This is a genomic window from Cytobacillus sp. NCCP-133, assembly GCF_026011715.1.
Classification (GTDB): Bacteria; Bacillota; Bacilli; order Bacillales; family Cytobacillaceae; genus Cytobacillus.
The window spans coordinates 1-24728 of sequence record NZ_BRVM01000007.1; the positions used below are offsets into that span (position 1 = coordinate 1).

The 24728-nt window shown below is 41.1% G+C and carries 20 protein-coding genes; 4 read left to right on the forward strand and 16 right to left on the reverse strand.

Translation table 11 applies throughout. The features are described from left to right. Positions 1 to 287 precede the first annotated feature (287 nt). Positions 288 to 1163 carry a nucleotidyltransferase-like protein gene (locus NCCP133_RS10065; RefSeq protein ID WP_264805004.1) on the reverse strand — a complete coding sequence of 292 codons (876 nt, stop codon included), beginning with the start codon at positions 1161 to 1163 and terminating at the stop codon, positions 288 to 290. A 150-nt stretch (positions 1164 to 1313) separates the two neighbouring features. Here NCCP133_RS10065 and NCCP133_RS10070 point away from each other — a divergent pair, with 150 nt between their 5' ends. After that, complete coding sequence (locus NCCP133_RS10070; RefSeq protein WP_264804820.1) at positions 1314 to 1670, forward strand: YgzB family protein; 357 nt, start codon at positions 1314 to 1316, stop codon at positions 1668 to 1670. Between the two features lie 128 nt (positions 1671 to 1798). On the opposite strand, the gene perR is transcribed toward NCCP133_RS10070, so the two are convergent. The 8 genes from perR to NCCP133_RS10110 form a co-directional block, all read right to left on the reverse strand. Continuing rightward, positions 1799 to 2236, reverse strand: coding sequence for a peroxide-responsive transcriptional repressor PerR (gene perR, locus NCCP133_RS10075; RefSeq protein WP_264804821.1), 438 nt, complete (start codon positions 2234 to 2236; stop codon positions 1799 to 1801). A 109-nt stretch (positions 2237 to 2345) separates the two neighbouring features. Further along, the gene (locus NCCP133_RS10080) at positions 2346 to 2903 is read right to left on the reverse strand and encodes a cob(I)yrinic acid a,c-diamide adenosyltransferase (protein WP_264804822.1); all 558 of its coding nucleotides are present in this window, start codon (positions 2901 to 2903) and stop codon (positions 2346 to 2348) included. Position 2904: 1 nt separating this feature from the next. Beyond that, on the reverse strand, positions 2905 to 3855 hold the full coding sequence (locus NCCP133_RS10085; protein WP_264804823.1) for a D-2-hydroxyacid dehydrogenase: 951 nt from the start codon (positions 3853 to 3855) through the stop codon (positions 2905 to 2907). Positions 3856 to 4216: 361 nt separating this feature from the next. Beyond that, on the reverse strand, positions 4217 to 4687 hold the full coding sequence (bcp, locus tag NCCP133_RS10090) for a thioredoxin-dependent thiol peroxidase (RefSeq protein WP_264804824.1): 471 nt from the start codon (positions 4685 to 4687) through the stop codon (positions 4217 to 4219). 82 nt (positions 4688 to 4769) lie between these two features. After that, positions 4770 to 5180 carry a potassium channel family protein gene (locus NCCP133_RS10095; protein ID WP_264804825.1) on the reverse strand — a complete coding sequence of 137 codons (411 nt, stop codon included), beginning with the start codon at positions 5178 to 5180 and terminating at the stop codon, positions 4770 to 4772. 114 nt (positions 5181 to 5294) lie between these two features. Beyond that, entirely contained in the window at positions 5295 to 6080 is a 786-nt protein-coding gene (locus tag NCCP133_RS10100) for an ABC transporter permease (protein ID WP_264804826.1), read from the reverse strand. 4 nt (positions 6081 to 6084) lie between these two features. Further along, positions 6085 to 6876, reverse strand: coding sequence for an ABC transporter permease (locus NCCP133_RS10105; protein ID WP_264804827.1), 792 nt, complete (start codon positions 6874 to 6876; stop codon positions 6085 to 6087). Between the two features lie 39 nt (positions 6877 to 6915). Then, positions 6916 to 7923 carry an ABC transporter ATP-binding protein gene (locus tag NCCP133_RS10110; protein ID WP_264804829.1) on the reverse strand — a complete coding sequence of 336 codons (1008 nt, stop codon included), beginning with the start codon at positions 7921 to 7923 and terminating at the stop codon, positions 6916 to 6918. Positions 7924 to 8141: 218 nt separating this feature from the next. Here NCCP133_RS10110 and NCCP133_RS10115 point away from each other — a divergent pair, with 218 nt between their 5' ends. The 3 genes from NCCP133_RS10115 (at position 8142) to NCCP133_RS10125 (ending at position 15918) form a co-directional block, all read left to right on the forward strand. After that, positions 8142 to 9437 carry a glutamate-1-semialdehyde 2,1-aminomutase gene (locus NCCP133_RS10115; RefSeq protein ID WP_264804830.1) on the forward strand — a complete coding sequence of 432 codons (1296 nt, stop codon included), beginning with the start codon at positions 8142 to 8144 and terminating at the stop codon, positions 9435 to 9437. Between the two features lie 407 nt (positions 9438 to 9844). Beyond that, positions 9845 to 14317 (forward strand): glutamate synthase-related protein, encoded by a 4473-nt coding sequence (locus NCCP133_RS10120; RefSeq protein ID WP_264804831.1) that lies wholly within the window; start codon positions 9845 to 9847, stop codon positions 14315 to 14317. 521 nt (positions 14318 to 14838) lie between these two features. Continuing rightward, positions 14839 to 15918, forward strand: a complete 1080-nt coding sequence (locus tag NCCP133_RS10125; RefSeq protein ID WP_264805005.1) for an FUSC family protein — start codon at positions 14839 to 14841, stop codon at positions 15916 to 15918. 62 nt (positions 15919 to 15980) lie between these two features. Here NCCP133_RS10125 and nikC read toward each other — a convergent pair whose 3' ends face one another. The 7 genes from nikC to ntdP form a co-directional block, all read right to left on the reverse strand. Next, positions 15981 to 16841 carry a nickel transporter permease gene (gene nikC / locus NCCP133_RS10130; RefSeq protein WP_264805006.1) on the reverse strand — a complete coding sequence of 287 codons (861 nt, stop codon included), beginning with the start codon at positions 16839 to 16841 and terminating at the stop codon, positions 15981 to 15983. A gap of 55 nt (positions 16842 to 16896) precedes the next feature. Next, a complete protein-coding gene (locus NCCP133_RS10135) occupies positions 16897 to 17901 on the reverse strand; it encodes an ABC transporter permease (RefSeq protein ID WP_264805007.1) in 1005 nt (334 codons plus the stop codon). Positions 17902 to 18130: 229 nt separating this feature from the next. Continuing rightward, positions 18131 to 19741 (reverse strand): ABC transporter substrate-binding protein, encoded by a 1611-nt coding sequence (locus NCCP133_RS10140; RefSeq protein WP_264804833.1) that lies wholly within the window; start codon positions 19739 to 19741, stop codon positions 18131 to 18133. Positions 19742 to 19820: 79 nt separating this feature from the next. Continuing rightward, positions 19821 to 20795, reverse strand: a complete 975-nt coding sequence (locus NCCP133_RS10145) for an ABC transporter ATP-binding protein (RefSeq protein ID WP_264804834.1) — start codon at positions 20793 to 20795, stop codon at positions 19821 to 19823. Continuing rightward, a complete protein-coding gene (locus NCCP133_RS10150) occupies positions 20770 to 21786 on the reverse strand; it encodes an ABC transporter ATP-binding protein (protein WP_264804835.1) in 1017 nt (338 codons plus the stop codon). Before NCCP133_RS10150 ends, NCCP133_RS10145 begins: the two co-directional genes overlap by 26 nt. A 335-nt stretch (positions 21787 to 22121) precedes the next feature. Continuing rightward, positions 22122 to 23870 (reverse strand): ABC transporter ATP-binding protein, encoded by a 1749-nt coding sequence (locus tag NCCP133_RS10155; protein WP_264804836.1) that lies wholly within the window; start codon positions 23868 to 23870, stop codon positions 22122 to 22124. A gap of 197 nt (positions 23871 to 24067) precedes the next feature. Next, complete coding sequence (gene ntdP, locus NCCP133_RS10160; RefSeq protein ID WP_264804837.1) at positions 24068 to 24598, reverse strand: nucleoside tri-diphosphate phosphatase; 531 nt, start codon at positions 24596 to 24598, stop codon at positions 24068 to 24070. Positions 24599 to 24728 lie beyond the last annotated feature (130 nt).

Here is a 24728-nt window from a genome sequence, read left to right on the forward strand (position 1 = left end):
AAACTCTCCATATAAGAGTTGATTAAGCTCGATTTGTCTTTTCAAAAAAGACTAAAGAATTAACGTTGACGTTCTTGTTCGTTCAGTTTTCAAAGGTCAATTTCTCTTTTGTTATATTTCCCCTCGCCGCTCAGAAGCGACTTTATCAATATAACATGTGTTGTTTTAAGTGTCAACACTTTTTTTAAGAAATCCGTCAGCTGTGAAAATGTTTTTTCTTCACATCGCAGCGACGGATATAAATATAACAAGGATTTAAATAAAGGTCAATATCTTTTAATATTTTTTTACGATAATTTTTTTCCGAGTGTATAATACCTATGATAAATTCCTTGTCCCTTAGTTTCTGCATTTACGACTTCAATAATATGTTTATCAATTAGATACTCTAGCAGCATACTTAAGTCAACTGCATATAAATGTAGTTCTTCATGGCTCATAATGTCATGAATCGACCATTCTTTTTTTTCGGCCAGAACATCAGTCAGATGGCTGATGCCTTGTTTCGTTCTTGAATGTATTAAGAATTCACTAGCCAAGAATAGAAGTTCCAGTCTTTTTTCAAGTGGCTCCTGGCTATTTACAAGTTCTTCATATAGTTTCATAATTTCCGGTTCAATTTGCTTAACTTGATTCCATACAGTTACCTCAGGATGAAACCCACTTTCGATAACCGCAAGCCTTGCCAAATGATGAAGAGAATGAACAATATGATTATAGGCATCAAAATAATGGCGATTTTCAAAAAACGCTTTCCCATCCATATAACGCCGGATCAGCTTGGCAAATTCAAGCCCCATTTTTAATTTACGTCCATAGAACGGAAATTCCCTTAATTCAACCTTCAAGTTATGGATATATTCATTGCGGTCAAAGAGAACTTTTCCATTATAAAGCCAATCAAAAATCTTTCGGTTTGATCCCAAAAGAATCCATTCACGAAGCTGCTTATCCGTCACGATATGAAGAGCAGCTTTTTTATCCATGTATGTGTAATGTTTAACAAATACAGGCTCCTCTGCTTCCTTTACAAGAATCAGCAGTACAGCATCAAATGTATCGGTAGCAGGAATGGCTTTTTGCATTTTTTCAGTCATGATCACTCCAAGAGTGTTTGCCTGACTTGCCCGTTCTTGGTATATAGGACGGAGAATATCTTCCATCATAATTCCTCCAGTTTATTGATAGCGTATATCTTCGACAATTATAAATGAAATCCTTCCTAAATGTGAGACATTTTTCGACACGATTCTATATTAATATTTATTTACGCAAAGAGAGTATGGTATAGTTAGTTTTTAGGAGGGAGCAGAATGGCTAAGTACTCAAATAAAATTAATAAAATCCGCACATTTGCCCTTAGTTTAATTTTTATCGGGTTTATCGTTATGTACCTAGGAATCTTCTTTAGAAATTCCCCTCTTCTCATGACAATATTTATGCTCCTTGGAATGCTGTGCATTCTAGCGAGCACAGGTGTATATTTCTGGATCGGCATGCTTTCAACTAAAACCGTGCAGGTGGTTTGCCCTAATTGTGGAAAACATACTAAGATGCTTGGCCGTGTTGATATGTGCATGTATTGCAACGAACCTTTAACACTTGATCCAAAACTTGAGGGCGTTGAGTTTAACGAAGAATACAATAAAAAAAATTCGAAGCAGAGCTGATAAGCTCACCGCTTCATACCGATGTTTCCAAATGGCCGGCTAGCTGATAGCCGGTTATTTATTATTCGTCTAGGCTTTTCGCAAAAAGAAAAAGCTGACAGCTATTTGCCGACAGCTTCCCTTATATTCTAATGCGCTTCCTTACTTGCACATTCAGGACAGGTTCCGTAAATTTCCATTCGATGATGGCTAATATTAAAGCCTGTGACATGTAAGGCAAGATGCTCTACTTCATCAAGACCAGGATAATGGAAGTCTACGATCTTCCCGCAGATCTCACAAATGACATGGTAATGATGAGTTGTTACGAAATCGAAGCGGCTCGATGCGTCACCGTACGTTAGTTCCTTTACCAGGCCAACTTCACGAAATACTCTTAAATTATTGTAAACTGTAGCCACACTCATATTAGGGAATTTTCCTTCTAATGCTTTGTATATATCATCTGCAGTCGGGTGTGACATGGAGTTTATTAAATATTCAAGTATCGCATGACGCTGCGGAGTGATACGGACTCCAGTTTCTTTCAAAGTATCCAGCGCCTCTTTTAATTCCATTTGCGCCACCGCCATGCACCTCTTTTCCAACAAATATTCTTACTTTATAATCTTTATAAATAGTGTACTAATTTTTCACCACATTTGTCAATATTACAAACACCTTAATAGAGGGAAATCAGCTCTTATCAGCATGCAAAGATTGCTCCTTGGAACCTAAATGATGGTTTACAAAGCGGGCAGAAACGAACAGCAAATCAGATAAACGGTTTAAGTAGGCTAAAACCAGCGGGTTTACATTTTCACCGAGCGAAACTGCACACCTCTCAGCTCTTCTTACGATAGTTCTTGCTACATGGAATGCTGCTCCCGATGGATGACCGCCAGGCAAGATGAAGTTAGTCAGTTCAGCAAGATTTGATTCCCATTTGTCAATTTGAATTTCCATAAAAGCAAGATCATCTTCTGTAATGACCCATTTAACTTTCTTCCCCTTAGGTGTTGCGAGTTCTGCTCCTGCATGAAATAAATCAGTCTGCACTTTATGAAATACCTCTTCTACAGCATCTTTATCTGAAAAAAATTCATTGGCCATATGGCTTAGCGCCAATCCAATCATGGAGTTGGCTTCATCACATGTTCCATATGCTTCTACTCGAATGTCATCTTTATTGACCCTTTGCCCGTATATCAAGGAAGTAGTCCCTCGGTCTCCCGTTTTCGTGTATATTTTCATCTTAATACCCTCTTTCAAGATCAATCGCATTAATATAATCTTTGTTATTTTTTATATATGTATGAAGGTTATGCTTAAAAATTTCAAAAGATCTTGGTAAATAATTTTTAGTTTTGCTTGAGAGATGCGGTGTGACTGTTACATTTTCCATTTTCCAGAAAGGGTGTCCCATTGGGAGCGGCTCTTTTTGAAAGACATCCAAATAAGCATGGGCAATCTCGTTTGTTTCCAGCGCATAAATAAGTACATCCTCCTCCACAAGATTTCCTCTCCCTATATTTATGAACACTGCAGAACCCTTCATAGCTGCAAAATGCTCTTTCTGAAGCAAATATTTTGTTTCTGCTGTGCTCGGCAGAACTGAAACGATGAAATCAGCATTCGGCAGGATATCAGTAAGCTGGCTCACTTTATATATACTGTCTGTATTAGCCGAATCTTTGCCGCTTCTGTTCACACCAGCCACCTTCATGCCAAAGCACTTTGCCAGCCTCGCTATTTCTCCTCCTATAGCACCTACGCCCAGTATCAATAAAGTCTTGCCATTAAGCTCCTCCACCGGCAGCTTCCTATCCCAAACCTCATTCCCCTCATTGTCAGCAAGAAGAGCTATTTTTTTGACATGTCCCAACATAGCACCCAGCGTAAATTCAGCCATTGGAATTTTATGAATCCCCCTAGCATTGGTTACAAGGATTCCTTTTTCCTTACATGCTTTTAATGGCATTTCATCCATTCCGGCTGACATTACCATGATCCACTTTAAATTTAATGTTTTATAAATGTGCTCTTCTGTTAAGTCTTCTCCATAAGTTATAAATATTTCCGCCTCATAAAAAGATTGCCCCGCTGCTTCCATTCCTTTATAAAATAAAAACTCAGCTTCGGGAAATTCCCTTGCTGCATCCTTACACAGCACTTCCGGTGGCAATATTGAAGAAACAACTTTCATGTATTGATCACCCTATCTTGTTTTTTTCATCATATCACCGTTGTCTGAATTGTGAAAAGAAAAACGCAGGTCATATTGCCCACCTCCGACAAGCATCAGACGAGCCGGCTGAAAGGTTGTTTTTTAACCTTTTGGACGGATTGGCTTAGACCCGAGAGCTGATGGCGACTGGAGCTAGGCAGTTCTTTAAGTTCAAAAGGATATAAATTCTGATATCAAAAAAAACGGACCCGATCAGGTCCGCTTAAAAAGTATCTGAGGAGGTATGCCCTAATAAAATGATATGCAAAACTAGTTTTTAGGAATGGACAAAAGCCTTGATCCATTAAAAATAGGCCACCCAATTGTATATGTATATTATTTATGCGAGATTTCCCTTTATATACTCTAACGCTTCCTCAACATGCCCCTTCACTTTCACTTTACGCCACTCTTTTACGAGCTTGCCATCTTTGTCAATTATAAAAGTAGATCTCTCAATCCCCATATATTCCTTGCCAAAGTTCCTTTTCAGCTTCCATACACCATAGTCCTCTGCAGTCTTATGCTCCTCATCAGCAAGGAGCAAGAATGGAAGGCCATGTTTTTCAATAAATTTTTCATGTCTGCTGAGCGGGTCTGGGCTTACACCTAGAATGACTGCATTCACACCTGCAAAATTCTCATGCTGATCCCTGAAATCACATGCCTGGGTTGTGCATCCCGGCGTCATATCCTTTGGGTAAAAATAAAGAACCACATTTTTGCCGCGATAATCCGAAAGCTTCACTTTTTTGCCATTGCTGGCCTCAAGCTCAAAATCTGGGGTTAATTGACCAATTGCAACTGTCATGATAACATCCTTCCTATTGGATAGTCTTCCTTACTTTAAGCCTATCCAACTTTTCTTTCAAAAACAACTATTTTTGCAGCTGTCAAACCCGTTTATCCCCGTCAAGTACCACCCTTGCTACAAACGCCGCAGGTATGACATAGCCAATCAGTGCTTCCAATACGGCAATCATCCTGCCAATCCCAATCGGACTGATATCTCCATATCCTACTGAAAACAAAGTGACTGCACTAAAATAAAATCCTGTCTCAAGGCGTTCAAGAAAACCGGCTTCAACATAGTTAGTGCCATCTATTAAAACAACCAGACCATGCAAATCAAGCAAAATATAAATTAATCCAAACCCAATCATAATGGTGGCATACAAACTAATAAGATAAAGAAAATTTTCTATCGAGACCCATCTTCCCTTAATCTTGGCAGACGAAAAGAGAGTTTGCAGACTCATGACCATGCATAAAACAATCAGGACTAACGACAAATAAAGTGCCATAATGCAACCTCACTCCGAAAGGACTTTATCACTTCATTTATACGCTTTAACTATGCCCTGTATGACTGCCTGTCTTTATATAAAAAAGCCAGGGCTGTCCCCCATGGCTCCTCTTCAATTGCCCGCACCTCTGTAACGTTTTACACCTGAATTCCAAATCAGAATGGAGATTCCGAAAAATATTATTCCCATCACAGGAGTCAAGAATGAGTAAAGCAACCATTCTTCCTTTCCCAAAAAGTAAGCTGCTGGATAAACCCCAACAAAAGCAAATGGAAGGACCCATGTTAAAATAAATCGTATCACACTGTTATAAATATCTACCGGATACCTGCCATAATTCCCGATGTTGTACATCATTGGCATAATTGACGTTCTCGCATCAGCCCAAAAACTGATGCATGCGATCATAACAAAAATTCCGCCATACACAAGCATGCCGCCTATTACAAACAGAAGAAATAACAGCGGGTCTGCCCAGGATATTACAAGCCCAAGGCTCATTCCTGCATATACCATGACAGCTATGCCCGTCAATGCACCAAATAATGACTCAAGCTCCATTCTTTCCAAAACCATCTGGAACAGGCTATGGATAGGACGTGTCAAAATCCTATCCAATTCCCCTTTTACAATATACCTCTCATTAAAATCCCAAATATTAAAGAAGGATGAAAACAGCGCATAGGGCACAAGGAAAAAGCCATAAATGAAAATAATCTCATCTCTTGTCCAGCCTCCAAGGAGATTGGTATGGCCAAAAACGACTAATATAAAAATTAAATTGACTGCCTGAAATAAAAGGTCTGAAATGAACTCTACAAATAAATCGGCACGATACTGCATTCTCGTTTTCATATATTGGGCGACATATTGGAAGAAAATTTTTATATAAAACATTTTGTCACCCTCCTTGAATAATAAGCTGTTTTTTTGCAATTATCCACAGAATTTGAATGGGAATGATTAGAATCAGAACCCAGATGCCCTGAAGGATTATTGCTTGTACGGCTTCATTATTTGAAAAGCTATTTGTGAAAATCATGCTTGGCACATAACTGATCCCCTGAAAGGGAAGAAATTTCAATACATCCTGTGCCCAAGTCGGGAAAAAACTAATTGGAATAAGGAGTCCAGAAAACAAGTCAATAACAACTCTTTTCGCCCGGATTAGCCCTGTATTATTAAATAGGAAGAAGGTGGTAATGCCTGTCAGCAGGTTTATTTGTATATTAATAAAAAAACTCAATACGATTGACAAGACAAATAAGAGCCAGGTGGCAGCATCTGCTGAGAATTGAAGCGGGAAAATAAATGATACAATCACCATCCCCGGAACTGAGAAGAAGAACAGGCGGAAAATACCTTCACCCAATCCCTGCATCGTTTTCATCCCAAGATAATTATATGGTCGAATCAACTCCACAGCTACTTTCCCTTCTTTTATTTCCGCAGCCATTTCTCGATCGATATTATTAAAGTAAAAAGCTCTCGCCATCCATGCTATTGCTACATATGTAGACATATGGATAACAGACATGCCTTCAATTGCATCCTTTTCTCCATAAATTGCCGACCACAAGAAATAATAAGCACCTATATTGATGCTGTATATTAAAATCCCTGTATAATAATTAGTCCTGTAAGCCAGCATCATTAAAAAGCGAATTCGGATCATTTCCAAATATTTATCCATCGGAACACCTCGGGCTGCGGATCGAACCGAACCATCCCATTACGAAATCCCCCGGTCATATATATTCCGGATAATTTCTTCAGTGGAGGTTTCTTTAATATTGATATCCTTTACTTTTAAGTCCGCAACTACCTTAGCGATCAATAAAGATATAAGTTCATCATTATCTTCTACAATTGCTGTATAGATTGGTTCCTTATCATTCTTCTCCCATTTCACTTCAGATGATGCTGTTATGCTATTCAGATCGGTAATTTCAACTTCTTCAAGGAACTGAAATTCAATTTCCTTCCCTTCCCCCCATTTTTCTTTCAGGCTTTTCAATGCTCCATCGTAAATAATTTTCCCATCATCAAGCATAACCACCCGTTCACAAAGGGCTTCAATCTCGGTAAGATCATGCGTGGTAAGCAGAATGGTCGTATTATATTTTTCATTAATCTCTTTTAAAAATTCCCGGATTTTCAGCTTAACAAGCACATCAAGCCCAATCGTCGGTTCGTCCAAAAAGAGAAGCGGCGGATTATGGATTAGTGCCGCAGCAAGTTCGCATCTCATCCTTTGTCCAAGTGAAAGTTTTCGGACTGGCTTATCCAGCAGCGGCTCTAAGCCAAGGGTTTTGATAACATGTGCCATATGGCTTTCAAATTGCTCATCCGATACTTTGTATACCTTCTTCAGCAGCCTGAAAGATTCCTGCACAGCAATGTCCCACCACAGCTGTGATCGTTGGCCGAACACTACTCCAATGGTACTGACGAATTTCTCACGGTCCCTATGAGGATTCATCCCGTTTACTGTGACTTCACCGCTGGTTGGAGTTAAGATTCCTGTCAGCATTTTAATGGTTGTTGATTTCCCGGCTCCATTTTCACCAATATAACCAACCATCTCGCCTTGTTTCACATTAAAGCTTATATCATTAACTGCTGGGACAATTTTATAATTTCTTGTTAGCAGGTCTCGGAAAGCCCCCTTTAATCCGGAGCGGCTTGAATAAGCTTTAAATTCTTTTTTCAAATTCCGGACTGTTATTGCATCCTTCATCATTACTCCTCCTGCGAATTAATGCCATAATGAAATAGTTTAGACAAATAAGCAATGTAACACAAATAGAATGTATGTTTTTTTGCCTTTAAAATGCAGTACATTCCCATAGTAAAGTACTCCATAGTCTGACTTCCTCTTTAGATTGGACGAACTGCCTTTCAATCATGTTAAAATAATAAGTGAAGTTTTAAATGGATTCTACTAGGAGGATAACCATGCAGCATACTAATTCTGAACGATTACATAAACAGGCTCTTGAACATATTGTAGGGGGAGTAAACAGTCCTTCGCGGTCATACAAAGCAGTTGGCGGAGGTTCGCCGGTCGCCATGGAACGGGCTCAAGGCGCATATTTTTGGGATGTTGACGGCAATCAATATATCGATTATTTAGCCGCATACGGCCCAATCATTACAGGCCATGCACACCCGCATATTACAGATGCGATAAAAACAGCTGCAGATCGGGGAGTATTATACGGAACTCCAACACCACATGAAGTAAAATTCGCCGAGATGCTGAAGAAAGCAATGCCGAATTTGGATAAAGTCCGTTTTGTCAATTCTGGGACTGAAGCGGTAATGACAACCATCCGTGTGGCAAGAGCCTATACAGGCAGAGACAAAATCATCAAGTTCGCCGGCTGCTATCACGGACATTCCGACCTTGTTCTCGTTGCAGCGGGATCAGGCCCCTCAACACTGGGCACACCGGATTCTGCCGGGGTACCGAAAAGCATCGCACAGGAAGTTATCACGGTTCCGTTTAATGAAATCGAGCCATATAAGGAAGCTTTGGAAAAATGGGGAGACCAGATTGCAGCAGTCCTGGTTGAACCGATTGTCGGCAACTTTGGAATCGTAGAACCAAAAGCGGGTTTCCTAGAACAAGTGAACGAATTAACACATGCTGCAGGCGCCTTAGTCATTTATGATGAAGTCATCACTGCTTTCCGTTTTATGTATGGCGGTGCACAGGACTTGCTTGGCGTGAAACCAGATCTGACCGCGATGGGGAAAATCATTGGCGGCGGCCTGCCAATCGGTGCTTATGGCGGAAAAAAAGAAATCATGGAAACGGTAGCTCCTTTAGGTCCTGCCTATCAAGCTGGAACCATGGCAGGAAACCCCGCCTCCATCCTTTCGGGGATTGCTTGCCTCGAAGTTCTTAAACAGCCAGGGGTTTATGAGTATTTAGACCGCCTTGGCGAAATGCTTGAGGAAGGCATCAGTGCAGCAGCTAAGGAATTTAATATTCCAATTACGATTAATCGTCTTAAAGGCGCTCTTACGATCTATTTTACCAATGAAAAAGTTTCAAACTACGAACAGGCGGAAAACACAGACGGCGAAATGTTTGCCAAGTTTTTCAAACTAATGCTTAACCAGGGAGTAAACCTTGCTCCTTCCAAGTATGAAGCGTGGTTTATCACCATTGCACACACAGAAGAAGACATTCATGCAACCATACACGCAGTCGAAAATGCTTTCCAGCGATTAAACAAAGAATAAATATTCATTAATTTATACATTAACGGGGGCATTCACCTCCCCGTTTTCTTTATTTACAAGGATGAAAACGGTTACAATAGCAGTGTTTTTTTATGCAACAGCCATCATCCTCCTCAAAACTCTATCCAACTTTTTGTATAAATAATTGATTTCTGAAAATTCTTATGATATGATGGGAGAAATCTTTTCTGTAGAGCAGTTTGCCGAGCAAAAAGATCGTAATTAAGGCAAAAACCTGCCCGAAATTACCACACTATTCATTTACATAAATGCTTCGTGCATTTATCCTTTCAAAAAATAACTTTTTGAATAACCTCATTTAAAACCCGTAAACAACAAATTATTAATAGATTACTATTCAGGAGGTGAACGGCTTTAAGGCAACGCCTTATTCTCAGCCGAATTTTATGACATTACAGCAATGGAGTCCTTCACTTTTAAAAGAGTTTCACCGTCAGGAACATGATGCATGCGGTATTGTATCCGCAATGGAAAAAATGAAAGTACCCACAAGGGAAAATATTTTCAGTTGTATCAATGCGCTCGTAACCATGAATCACCGTGCAGGTTTTATTAATGGCGAGGGAGATGGTGTCGGCATCCACATTGATATCCCCAGAGAACTTTGGAAGGAGAAGCTGAAGGAAGCAGGTGCGGATCCGGAGGCTGCCAAAGAAGAGGGATTTGTGGTTGGACATGTTTTTATGTCAAGAAAGCAGGATACTGAATCATTTAAACAGCATTTAATGAAGAAGCTGGCTGATGCCGGGCTGTCAGTTATCTTCGAATCTGATGAAGTAACCGAATCCTCTGCATTGGGCCCGATTGCCATCCAGGAAAACCCTGTATTTTGGCAGTTTGCCTGCTTATCAGAGCAAATTGGCAGAGAGCTTTCCAAAAAGCTCTTTGAATTAATCGTGGACTTTGAAGAAAACGAGCATGTACATGTTGCATCACTTAGCCAGCATCATGTGGTATACAAGGTAATGGGTGCTGGTGATATTCTGCCTAAGTATTACAGTGACTTGGCAAACCCGCTTGTTGCATCAACCATGACACTTGGACATAACCGTTATTCAACGAATACTTTATCAAGCTTCTTTCGTGTACAGCCTTTCAGTATTTTAGGCCATAATGGTGAAATCAACACGATTGCCAAGCTAAGGGATGAAGCAAAAATGGTTGGCGTTCCGCTTGTAAAAGACGGAAGCGACTCACAGGATTTGAGCAGAACGCTTGAAACGTTTATTTGCCGTGACGGCTATTCATTATTTGAAGCAATGGATGTCTTGTTCCCGCCTATCGTAAATGAAATTAAATCATACCCGGATCATCTTCAGGATATGTATTCCTATATCCGTGAAGCGTGGGGACATTTTGCTCAAGGTCCGGCTGGTATTATCTCGCGCTTTGCTGATGAGGCCGTATTCAGTGTAGATGCTTTAGGTCTGCGTCCATTGTGGATGCTGGAAACTGAAAGCTCATATCTTTTCTCATCTGAGCCGGGAATTATTCCATCAAGTGAATATGTAAATGAGCCTAAGCCATTATCGCCAGGTGAAAAGGTTGGATTAAAGTGGGACGGCGACACGCTTTCCGTATATGAACATAGCAACTATCAAGCTGAAGTTTTTGAAAGATTTTCAAAACGTGTGAATGCAGATAATTATCGCACTCGCCTTCAGTCACCAACATTCGAAAAAACAATTTCTGTAAACTATCCGGACAAAGTCCATAATGGTCAGTATAAAGCGTTTGGCTGGGAAAGAGACCATGTACAGCTTGTAGAACAAATGGCTGAAAAAGGTGCTGAACCAATCCGCTCCCTCGGACATGATTCACCACTGGCAGCACTAAATCCACAGCGAAAAAACATTGCTGACTTTATCAAGGAAAGCGTTGCAGTTGTTACAAACCCTGCTATTGACCGTGACAGAGAAACGGAACATTTCTCAACCCGCACGATTATCGGACAGCGTCCATCATTATTTAAAAAGCAGCAGCCTGGTGCAGTAATTGAATTGCAGACTCCTATTTTAATAGAAGGAAAAGCAGGGTTTGAATGTTCCAATGCTCTTAATCAGCCAAGCTATGATCAGGTAACCGGTTTTTACCAGGAACAAAAGCTTATATCTTATCTGTCTACCACATTTAAGAAAAATGAAACTGTAAAAGAAGCTTTGGAACGTTTATCTGCAGAAGCGATTGAAGCAGTCTCAACCGGCAAAACTCTGCTTGTACTAGATGATGCCAATGCTCATCAGGAGGATGCCTATTGGATTGATCCGCACTTAGCCGTTTCTGCTATTGACCAGGCCCTTGTGCGAGAAGCTTCACGCCGTGAGTGTTCTATTTTGGTGCGCTCTGCTTCCATTAGGTCACTTCATGATATTATTACAGCATTCGGCTTGGGTGCTGATATTATCAGCCCGTACTACATGTTTATGACCGTGCTTGGCGATTCTGTAACTCCTTTGACAAATTTATATTCAGCTCTTACGAAAGGACTTGAAAAAGTTATTTCCACAATCGGGATTCATGAATTAAGAGGTTATGGAAGACTATTCTCTGCCATCGGCCTGCATGAGGATCTTGCTGAGTATTTGAATATTGTAAACTTCTTCGGTTCAAGGGAGCTTGCATTTAACTTTGATGCTTTAAAAGAAGATGCTATTGCGAGAGCAGAAGATTACCATAATGAAAAAGAACGGATTGGAAAGACGTTCAGCCTTTTCCCTCGTATCTGGAAAGCCATTGGCGAAATAGCGTCAACAGGCGACTATAGTGCATATAAGGAAAAGATTACTGAGCAGGAAGATCAGAACCCTACCACAATCCGCCATTTGACCGGTTTTAAAGAGACGGCTACTAGCCTAAAACCTGAGGATATCAGCTTGCATGTTGGGGAACATGACCTGCCATTCGTTATCTCTTCCATGTCGTTTGGGTCACAGAATGAGACAGCTTTTAGAGCATATGCTGAAGGTGCAGACCGTCTGAACATGGTTAGCTTGAATGGTGAAGGCGGAGAAATCAAAGATATGCTTGGCAAATACCCAAAAACCCGCGGACAGCAAGTAGCTTCCGGACGATTTGGTGTTAATGCCGAACTATTAAATTCATCCAACTTGCTTGAAATCAAGATCGGGCAAGGCGCAAAGCCTGGTGAAGGCGGTCATCTGCCGGGTTCAAAGGTTACTGCAAAAATTGCAGAAGCCCGTAATGCAACCATTGGGTCAGATTTAATTTCGCCATCAAACAATCATGATATCTATTCAATCGAAGATTTGGCACAAATGATTCATGAGCTTAAAACGGCCAACGACAAAGCAAAAGTAGCCGTTAAGGTTCCAGTTGTACCGAATATCGGAACAATCGCTGTCGGCATTGCAAAGGCCGGTGCTGATATTATCACACTAAGCGGATTTGACGGAGGTACTGGTGCAGCAAGAATCCATGCACTCCAGCACGTAGGCTTGCCGGTAGAAATTGGCGTAAAGGCTGCTCATAACGCCCTCCTGGAAGCAGGAATTCGCGATAATGTCGAGCTTTGGGCAGATGGCGGCATCAAGAGTGCAGCGGACGTATTGAAGGTTATGCTGCTTGGCGCTAACCGTGTTGGCTTTGGTACATTATCCATGCTTGCCATCGGCTGTACGACATGCCGCGGCTGCCATCTTGATACTTGCCATGTTGGGATCGCTACACAGATTGATTCTGAAGCACAGGCAAAAGAACATGGTTTAAGAAGATTCGTACCTCGCCAATTCGACCTTGCTGTTCAAGGAATTATGAATCTGTTTACAGCATTTGGCAAAGAGCTGAAAGCATTGGCAGCTTCAATTGGCGTGAAAAACCTCCAGGATGCAGTCGGACGTTCGGACCTTCTTGTTCAAACGAAAGGTGAAAACCAGCTTAACCTGACTCACCTATTAAAGACACTTGATATCGGCCAATTCTCTCCGCAGGAAGCTCCTGCTGCCCTGCAAGAAGCAAAGCTGCAGGTTGCTGTTGGAGCAGAATACCTGGATGCAAGCGTGGAGGAATTGCACCAATCACGTGAATTCCAAAGCATTACCTCTGAACAGCGTGTATTGGGAAGCCGTGTTTCCTGCCACCGAGTAAGAGGACGTTTGGATGGTTCTTATAAGGCTCTTCCGCCGGTAGACTTGAAATATAAAGGCGGATCTATTCCTGGAAACGGCCTGGGTGCTTACAATAGCTTCGGCATCAATATCGAAGTTGCCGGCGGGGCACAAGATGGAATTGGAAAAACATCATTCGGCGGCCAAATTATGATCTTTAAGGCAAAAGGAAAGAATGGAAAGTTCTATAACGGGTCTGTTGGTAAAGGCTTTGGATATGGGGCACAGCAAGGATTGCTCATAGCACAAGGCAACGCTGATGCCCGTGCAGGAATCCGATTATCCGGAGCAGACATGATTATTGGCGGCCAGCTGAATAAACCGCTTCCTGAAAAGGAATATGGAAATATTGGAACAAATGCCAATATCAAGGGCTTTGCGTTCGAGTATATGACTAACGGAAGAGGACTTGTCCTCGGCGATCCAGGCCCATGGATTTGTGCAGGCATGACTGGCGGTGTTGTTTACCTAAGACATCAGCCAGAAATGGGCTTAACGAAGGAAGCCATTCAGCGCCGAATCGCGAAAGGCGCAAAAGTCTCTGTCATTTCTCTTTCCGAAAAAGGAACAGAAGATGTAATAGAACTTCTTGGCCAATACATTGCAATGCTGAAAGAACAAGGCCAGAAAGAGGAAGCTTCCCAGCTGGATGCCCTTCTTGAGCATCCGGCAGACCACTTCATACAGGTCATTCCGGTTAAAGAGCAAGCAGATCCTTCAGTTTCTACAGAGTGATATATTTATAAAACCAATCAAAGCCCCGTCCGTATCTGCGGATGGGGCTTTGATTGGTTCTATAATTTTTTCTAACACAGCCTAGCACTCGATTCTAAATTACACCTGCATATTTAGTTCCGCTCATAAATCTTTCGTTGCGTTCAACGGCACTAATCTCCCACTTTAGTCCATTCGCAGCTACCCCTTGCTTCTCTGGCAGGCGCTATTTGAAAAAATCTTCATGAACATTAATCGAATTCTAGGACAATAATCCCTAGTCGCCCTATTTTGAATGAAATTCCCCCCTCTGGCACTCACCCATCAAATGTCTGCCTACTGGCCTATTTCCTTTATTTAATAAAAATTTCATTAAAATGCCCCTTGAACTTCTTTCCATATCCCTGTATAGTACAATATTGTTTAATAATGAGCAAAACTGTTTAAAGTACCTATAGAATAGTAATTTCTCTTGGACAGCCTGACGTCAAGACTATTAATCACCAGCAGCTAAAAATTTTGCTGGGGAAAGGACATTGTATATGAAGCTTGGTGCCCGCATACTAAAGACGGGAATCGCAATTATTTTATCTTTATTTTTATCAGAACTGTTTAACTTGCCTTCCCCTATCTTTGCCGGCATTGCCGCTATTTTTGCCGTACAGCCGACCATTTATCGATCATATCTTTCTATTATCGAGCAAATTCAGGGTAATGCAATCGGTGCATTAACTGCAGTCATCTTTGTACTTTTATTTGGCAATGACATCTTTATTATTGGTCTTGCAGCCATTATAGTGATTACCATCAATCTGAAGCTCAAAATTGAAAATACGATTGGCTTATCACTTGTCACTCTGATTGCTATTATGGAGACACCAGGAGACACTTTCCTGCAGTTCGCGCTTATTCGCTTTTCTACCATTTTGCTTGGTGTTCTATCTGCATTTATTGTGAACCTAGTGTTCCTCCCGCCTAAATATGAAAACAAGCTATACTTCAAGATATCCAATAACACAGAAGAAATTACGAAATGGATTCGTCTTAACATCAGGCATGCTTCCGAGCATCAGCTGCTGAAAAACGACATTGATAAGATGAAAGAAACCAATGTCAAGCTCGACCAATTATATTTAATGTATAAAGAAGAACGGAACTATTTTAAACGGAATGATTTAGTTAAATCACGGAAGCTTGTCATTTATAGACAAATGATATCAACTGTAAAACGTTCTCTCGACACACTAAAAAACCTGCACCGCTTTGAAAATGACCTGCAGCAAATGCCTGAAGACTTTCAGCATGCAGTACAGCAGCAGCTTGATATCTTAATTCATTACCATGAGCATGTCATGCTAAAATTCATAGGAAAAGTCCGCCCGAATGTCGTTTTTGAAGAAGGAGATTTCAACCTGAGCAGAAAAGAACTTGTCAATCTTTTTCTGGCTCAGCAAAAGGAACATGAGCCTAGTGAAGAAAGCATTCTTCCCCACACCATACAAATCATATCTGCCATTATAGACTACGATGAACATTTGGAACATCTCGATAAGCTGATTTCAAGTTTTCAGGCTTTTCATAAAAAGGAGAATGAAATTTCCATACAGGAAAACATGGAATAAAGAAATGACAAGCAATAGCACTACAAAAAGGGAAAAAGCAGCTGATTTCAGCTGCTTTTTTGTTAATTCTTCATTCTTGGATCAAGAGCATCTCTTAATCCATCACCCATTAAGTTAAATCCTAGAACAGTAAGCATGATTGCAATCCCAGGAAATATCATTGTCCAAGGTGCCTGAACAAGATATGCTTTTGCATCAGCCAGCATTTTTCCCCATTCTGGGTTTGGAGCCTCAGCACCAAGTCCCAAGAAACCTAAAGCAGCCGCCTCAATGATCGCAGTTGCGATGGCAAGTGTACCCTGTACGATAATCGGCGCCATACTATTAGGCAGTACATGCTTAAAGAGAATTCGGCTATTGCTCATGCCTACCGCTTTTGCAGCCATTATATACTCTTCCTGTTTGACACTTAGCACCCTCGAACGGATTAGCCTTCCAAAGTTAGGAATGTTGATAATCGCAATTGCAATCAGGGCATTTCTCAAAGATGGGCCCAGTACTGCTACAATCGCAATCGCCAGCAAAATACTTGGGAATGCGAGCATAATATCGAATATGCGTGAGATGATTGTATCAACCCATTTACCGTAATATCCTGCCACAACCCCCAGCAGGCACCCTACAATAATAGATCCCATTACTGCCAGCAATCCTACCCATAACGAAATCCTTGCACCATACACGACCCTTGAGAAAATATCCCTCCCAAAGTCATCAGTTCCAAACCAATGCTCGCTAGAAGGAGCCTGAAGCCTTTTGGAAAGCATTTGTTCATTTATCCCCTGCGGCGCGATGAGCGGCGCAAAAACAGCTAAAATAATAAAGAATAAAACAATGATCGACCCGATCACAGCTAACTTGTTTTTTCTAAAGCTCCTCCATGCCTCCAGCCAGGGGGAAATTGCTTTTTCTTCAGCTGGCATAATTGGCGGCTGAAGATCTTTTCGAGTTGAAAGTTCCAAGTTCTACTCCCCCTCCCTAATTATATTTAATGCGCGGATCTATTGCTGCATATAGCAAATCCACCACTAAATTGATCATGACAAAGATAAAAGCGATTACAAGAATGCCCGATTGAATAACAGGATAGTCTCGATAGTTGATAGCCTCATAAATATAACGTCCAATTCCCGGCCAGCTGAAAATAGTTTCTGTCAAGATCGCTCCCCCGAGCAATAAGCCCATTTGAAGACCAATAATCGTAAGAACTGGAATGATTGCATTTTTTAATGAGTGCTTATAAACGACCCAGAACATTCTTAAGCCTTTTGCCCTTGCTGTTCTAATAAAATCAGATCTCATCACTTCAAGCATGGTAGAACGGGTAATTCTTGCAATAATGGCCATTGGAATCGTGGCTAGTGCAAATGCCGGTAAAATCAAGTGTTTCACGACATCCCAAAATTGATCCATCCTTCCCTGCATCAGGGTATCAAGCATATATATGTGTGTAATGGCCGTTATTGGATTTCTCACTTCTTCCCTTCCCGATGTTGGCAGCCAATCAAGTTTTATGGCAAAAGCCCACTGTTCCATTAGACCTAGCCAGAAGATCGGCATGGAAACGCCAATTAGTGCAAGTACCATGGCAACATAGTCAAACCATGAATTCTGATACCAGGCACTGATAATCCCAGCATTTACACCAATAAAAATAGCAATTAACATTGCAACGAATGTAAGTTCAATCGTTGCAGCCAAATAGGGCCATATTTCCTGGCTAATCTCCGTCTTGGTCCGGATCGATTCTCCAAGATCACCGGTCAAAAGTCCGACTAGATATGTAAAATATTGAAGGTACCAAGGCTGGTCAAGTCCAAGCTGTTTCGTTAATTCCTCTACAGACTCTTTTGTTGCCAATTGTCCCAAGATTATCTGTGCCGGATCACCTGGGATTGCCCGAATCATAAAAAAGACAATTAGGGAAAGCCCCAGCAAAACCGGAACAAGAGAAAATAGACGTTTAAGTGTATAGGAAAGCATTGCCATTTCACCTCTCTTGAAGGTTATTTTAGAAAAGCGCAAGCGCCTTGCCCCACCCCCGACAAGTACAAGAGGGGAATCTCTAAGGGGGAGGCGCCTGGAGCTAGACAGTTATCTAAGTTCAAAGTTTCATATTTAATAAATAATTTGGAATAGAAAAGGGAGTTACAAAACTGTACTCCCTTTTCCTTTAATATAAGAAGTATGCTTATCCAACCCGAAAAACACCTTATTTAAATTCTACAGTTGACAGTAAGTCAGATCCTGTTGGATGCGGCTTGAAGCCTGTAATATCTGCTTTACCCGCAAGGATTGGTCTAGAGTGAACAAGCGGAATCCAAGGAGCATCTTCTTTAATAATAACCTGAGCTTGTTTGTAAAGCTCTTCACGCTCTGCCTGATCTGCACTTGCTTGAGCTTTTACAAGCAATTCATGCACTTCAGGGTTTTTGTAGTAAGAATAGTTGTTAGAACCGATGCTGTCTTCATCAAGAAGAACATATAGGAAGTTGTCCGCATCACCGTTGTCGCCAGTCCATCCTAATAAGAATGTATCAGCTTCACCATTCTTTGCCTTATCCAGGTAAGTACCCCATTCATAAGAAACGATTTTTGCTTTTACACCAATGGCATCAAAGTTGGCCTGAAGGGCTTCAGCCACTTTTTGTCCATCTGGCATATACGGTCTTGGAACAGGCATTGCCCAAAGTTCCATCTCAAATCCATCTTCATATCCAGCTTCTTTTAATAGTTCCTTCGCCTTTTCAGGGTTGTATTCATAATCTACAACATCATCGTTGTAACCCGCTACAACTGGGGGCATCGGGTTTTTCGCAGGTTCTGCTGCACCTGCATAGAATGCATCAATTAAGGCTTTCTTATCAACTGCGTAATTTAGTGCCTGGCGGACTTTCTTATCTTTTAATGGTCCGCGAGTGCTTGTTAATCCAAGGTAAGCAACGTTTAACGTTGGACGCTCAAATACTTGAAGATCCGGATTTCCTTCGATTTGGCCAACATCACTAAAGTTAACGCCATCGATTAAATCTACCTCGCCTGTAGTTAAAGCATTCAAACGGGCAGAGTTTTCAGGGATAACACGGAAGATTACTTGTTCAAGCTTTGGAAGACCTTCTTGCCAGTAATCTTCATTTTTCACGAGTGTAATGCGATCGTTCGCTTTGTATTCTTGGAATACAAATGGACCTGTGCCAACCGGGTTGTGAAGGAACTTTTCACCATGCTTCTCAATCGCAGCCGGACTTGCAATGCCAAATGGAGACATAGCCAGGTTCTTAAGGAATGGAGCAATTGGCTTGTTCAAAATAAACTCAACTGTGTAATCATCCACTGCTTTCACTTCAGAGATTTTGTCTCCGAACTGAGAATTATAGTAATAGAATTGCTCAGCGCTTCCAGCTTTCCATCTTTCAAAGTTGAAGACAACCGCTTCAGCGTTGAAATCTGTTCCATCATGGAATTTAACGCCTTCGCGAAGCTTTAATGTATGTTTCAAACCATCTTCGCTAGTTTCCCATTCAGTTGCAAGACCCGCTTCAATTTCTGTATCCTGCTCACCGAAGTTAATTAGTGTTTCATAGATATTCTTTGTAACTTTGAAAGATTCACCTTCTGTTGTAATCGCCGGATCAAGTGAAGTCGAATCACCGCCGCGGCCAAATACCAATGTACCGCCTGAAGACGTTTCTTCTGTATCTGTGCCTTTCTCGTTATCATCTTCTTCCTTCGTTCCACTGCTAGAATTGCTGCTGCAGCCGGCAAGTGCCAGTGACAGAAGCATAGCGACAATAAGGAACCAAATACCATTGCGCTTTCTCATTGTTTTCCCCCTTTTTCCTTTTGCCTTAATAGGCTTTTTAACTATTTATCATCCATGCAGAGCTGCCGGCTTCTTAAGCTCATCTCGGGCTGTATAAGTGGCAGGCTGCAAAGTGACCTGGTTTAATTTCCTCCAGCTGAGGCCTTTCTGATTTACAAATATCCATACAATCAATGCATCTAGTATGGAAAGCACATCCTGCTGGCGGATTCTGCGGGCTTGGAATATCCCCGGTTAAAAGTTCCCTGTCTTTCTTTAAAGTCGGATCAGGTACTGGAACTGCACCAAGCAATGCCTTTGTATACGGGTGCAGTGGTTTGTCATAGAGCTGATCGGCTGTTGTGATTTCTACAAGCCTTCCAAGATACATAACTCCAACTCTATCACTGATATGTTTAACTACCCCGAGATCGTGGGCAATGAAGATATAAGTTAACTGAAATTCCTTTTGGAGATCCTCCAGCAAATTCAGAACCTGGGATTGAATCGAAACATCCAGAGCTGAAACCGGCTCATCAGCAATAATCAGCTTTGGTTTGGTCATCAGTGCTCTTGCAATTCCAATTCTCTGTCTTTGGCCTCCGCTGAATTGATGCGGATAACGTTTTGCATGGTAGCTGCTGAGGCCGACAACTTCGAGCATTTCCCTAACCCGCTGCCTGCGTTCTTCTTTATTGCCAATGCCATGGACGATTAACGGCTCTTCCAGGATCTGCTCAACGGTATGCCGGGGATTTAAAGAAGCAAAAGGATCCTGGAACACCATCTGCATTTCCTTTCTCATTTTGCGCATTTCTCCAGAGTTTAAAGTTGTCAGATCTTTCCCCTCGAAGACTACTCTTCCATCGGTTGGCTCTATCAATCGCATAAGCATTCTGCCTGTAGTAGATTTGCCGCAGCCTGATTCACCTACCAGACCTAGCGTTTCTCCTTTATTCACAAAGAAACTAATATCGTCAACCGCTTTAACATCGCCTTGGTTTCTCCCAAAAAAACCGCCTGTTACCGGAAAATATTTTTTCAATTGATTAACTTCCAACAGCACTTCGTTCATTTACTACACCTCCTGACTCATGCAGGAAACAGCGTACTGTGTGCAGTTCTGCATTTTCAACATTGTAAAGTGGAGGGCTCTCCGCCAGGCAGAGATCGTGGGCGAATTCGCAGCGAGCAGCAAAGCGGCAGCCTGTCTTGATGGACCCCGGTTTTGGAACATTTCCAGGAATGGAATATAAACGTTCCTTTTTTTCCCGTACATCTGGAACAGATTGAAGAAGGCCTTGTGTATAAGGGTGCTTTGGATTTTTAAAGATCTCCTCCACTGGCGCTTCCTCAACTATTTTTCCTGCGTACATGACAATGACCCTTTCACATACTTCCGCAACTACCCCTAAGTCATGAGTGATCATAATGATAGCTGTATCCAATTTCTCATTAAGATCTTTCATTAGCGAAAGGATCTGAGCCTGAATCGTCACATCCAATGCAGTCGTTGGTTCATCAGCAATCAAAAGCCGCGGGTGACAAGAAAGTGCCATAGCAATCATTACCCTCTGCCTCATCCCTCCGGATAGCTGATGGGGATATTCCTTCATAATCTGTTCTGCTCTTGGCAATCCAACAAGCTTAAGCATTTCAACAGCCTGCTGGAATGCAGCCTTTTTGTTTGCTTTTTTATGTATTTTGATGCCCTCTATCAGCTGATCTCCAATTGTAAATAACGGATTCAATGAAGTCATAGGCTCCTGAAAAATCATGGCCACTTCATTGCCTCTTATTTCACGCATTCTTTTTTCAGAAGCATTGACTAAGTTTTCTCCGTCCAATAGGATTTCGCCGCCAACAATTTTTCCTGGAGGCTGTGGAATCAGCTTCATAATGGATAGAGATGTTACACTCTTTCCGCAGCCAGACTCTCCAACAATCCCAAGAATCTCACCTTTATTAACCGAGAAGCTAATACCGTCTACAGCCGGAACTTCTCCATCCGAAGAAAAAAAGGATGTCCTCAGCTGTTTAACATTTAAAACTGGAGCTTGAGTCACACGGATACTCCTTTCTTACGTCCGTTTCTATGAAATGGGACATTTTTAACAATTTTGGACCTTAGGTCACTATCTTTTTTCATTCTATAAAAAAAGGTGATTGAAGTCTACTCATTTTTCTAAATTATTTAAATATAGTAAACATTATATATTTTTCTACACAATTCTGCATCTTTCGTCCTATGCAGATAATTGTTTTCTACTAATACCTATGAAAAAGTTGTATCTTAATGACAAGTTTTTTACTATTAAATTATTGTTAAGCTATAGTAATTTAACGCACTACTATAAAAAAGTACCTAAAAAGCCAGCCCTCTTGGAGCTGGCTTTTTTACCTAGTGTTCAAGCTGCTGAACTTGAAAAAGCTTATAATAATTCCCCTGTTTTTCCATTAACTCTTCATGGCTTCCCGCTTCAGAAATTTCCCCATGTTCTACTAGAATAATCCGATCGGCATGGGTAATTGTAGAAAGACGATGGGCCACAATAAACGTCGTACGATCTTTTGCCAATTTTTCCAGTGCTTCCTGAATCAGATGCTCACTCTCAAGATCCAGGGCAGAAGTTGCTTCATCTAAAATAAGGATTGGCGGATTTTTCAAAAAAATTCTCGCAATGGCTATCCGCTGTTTCTGTCCGCCTGAAAGTTTAACACCGCGTTCGCCAACTTTTGTTTCATAACCCTCTGGCAAATTCATAATAAACTCATGAGCGTTGGCAGCCTTAGCTGCTTCAATCACTTCTGCATCTGTTGCCTCCGGATTTCCAAGAATAATATTCGTCTTTACCGATTCACTGAACAATATGTTATCCTGAAGCACCATTCCGATTTTATCGCGAAGGCTTCTGACTTGAAGCGATCGGATATCCTTGCCATCAAGCAGGATTCTGCCTTTATTTACATCATAGAAACGAGGAATCAGGCCAACTAATGAAGACTTGCCTCCTCCGCTCATTCCAACAAGAGCGATTGTCTCCCCTGCTTTTATATCGAGCGTAATATCCTTTAATACAGATAATTCTTTTTCATTGTATGAGAAGCTTACACTTTCAAATTGGATATGGCCTTTAACATTTTCACATTCAGTTGCATTAGGCGAATCATCTATATCATATTTCTCATCGATTAATTCAAATACACGATCCATTGATGCGATCGATTGAGTTAAAGTTGTCGATGAATTTACAAGTCTTCTAAGCGGGCTATACAGCCTTTCAATATAAGCTACAAACGCCATCATGACACCGAGTGAAATATCCCCCTGGATGACTTGATAGCCAGAATAGCCAATCACTAAAAGGGGAGAAATATCTGTGATCGTGTTAACCACTGCAAAAGCTTTTGCATTCCATTTTGTATTGTCTATCGCTTTGGTCAGGAAATTTTTGTTTTGGGCATCAAACTGGGTTTGCTCATAATCTTCAATGGCAAAACTTTTGACCACAGCCATTCCCTGCACTCGTTCATGCAAATATCCTTGAACTTCCGCCAAAGCCTGCGAGCGGGCTCTAGTCAGCCTTCTGAGATTCCCGAAAAAATACTTGACCGAAAAAGCGTAAAATGGAAATAGAAGAAGCGACACAATGGTTAAGGCAACATCCATATTCAGCATAATCACAACAGCAATCAAAATGGTCGCCACATCTAACCAGAGGTTCATCAACCCTGTCACAACAAAGGTTTTGGTTTGTTCCACATCATTTATCACCCTTGAAATTACTTCCCCTGTCCGTGTATTTGCATAAAATTTGAAACTTAGCTTTTGTATGTGGGTAAAAAGCTTATCACGGATATCATATAGTATTTTACTTGCCACCCACTGGGCAAAGTACTGCCGATAATATTCAATGGGTGGGCGAACAATTAAAAATAGAGCGATCATGATGCCCATAACAATTACAAGCGTATTCGTTTTGTGGCTTTGGCTTATTGCCTCATTGCCGATAATGTCATCTATCACATATTTGATCAGAAGCGGAATTAATAGCGGTATGGCAAACTTAACAATGCCGATTATGATGGTACCGATTATCTGAAGCCTATACGGCTTTACGAACTTTAAGTATCTTTTTATACTTCCCAACCGTTCCGTTCCCCCTCTATCTAAATCAGCAGTTTTGCTTTGATTGGCTGCTGCCAATTATGAAAGGACTGCTGTTTCCTAAACAGCAGTTTTTCTTAAAATTACCCGTAATTCAGGCAAACATGCAGGAATAAGGCAAAAATAAAAACCTGTTGACTCAAGGTCCAACAGGCGTTTTCTCGGCACATTTACCATTTTTAGCGTCTGTAAGTTAAATAACGTTCATACCATATATCAATAAAGTCTGGTGCAAAAGGGCCCTTTCTCTGACGAATCCAATGGATAAGCTGGTCCACATTGGATTTTAGTATACTGTCAATCACATCAGGATAATTCATTTCCTGACGGTGCCGTTCATATTCATCTTCATCCAATAAATTAAACGTCATATCTGGAAAAACCTTAATATCCAGATCATAGTCAATATACTTTAACGCTTCTCCGTCAAAAATAAATGGAGAGCTAATATTGCAGTAATAATATACTCCATCCTCCCGAATCATTCCGATTACATTAAACCAGTACTGCGAATGAAAATAGCAGATTGCCGGCTCTCTTGTAACCCATGTTCTTCCGTCAGATTCTGTTACAATTGTCCGGTCATTACCGCCAATTACTAAATTTTGTGTCCCTTTTAATACGGTTGTTTCCTCCCAGACGCGGTGGATATGCCCATTATGTTTATAGCTGTGAATTTGCATTGGTTCGCCTTCTATGGGTACCGCCATTTTTTTCCCTACTTTCCTATTCCGGAAGCTTTGCAACCTGTAAACATTTCTCAGCGCCTTTACATAAGCTCTCTCCATCATGCTAAAATTCTTTATTTAAAGCATGACTAATACAATTCATAGGCAAAAG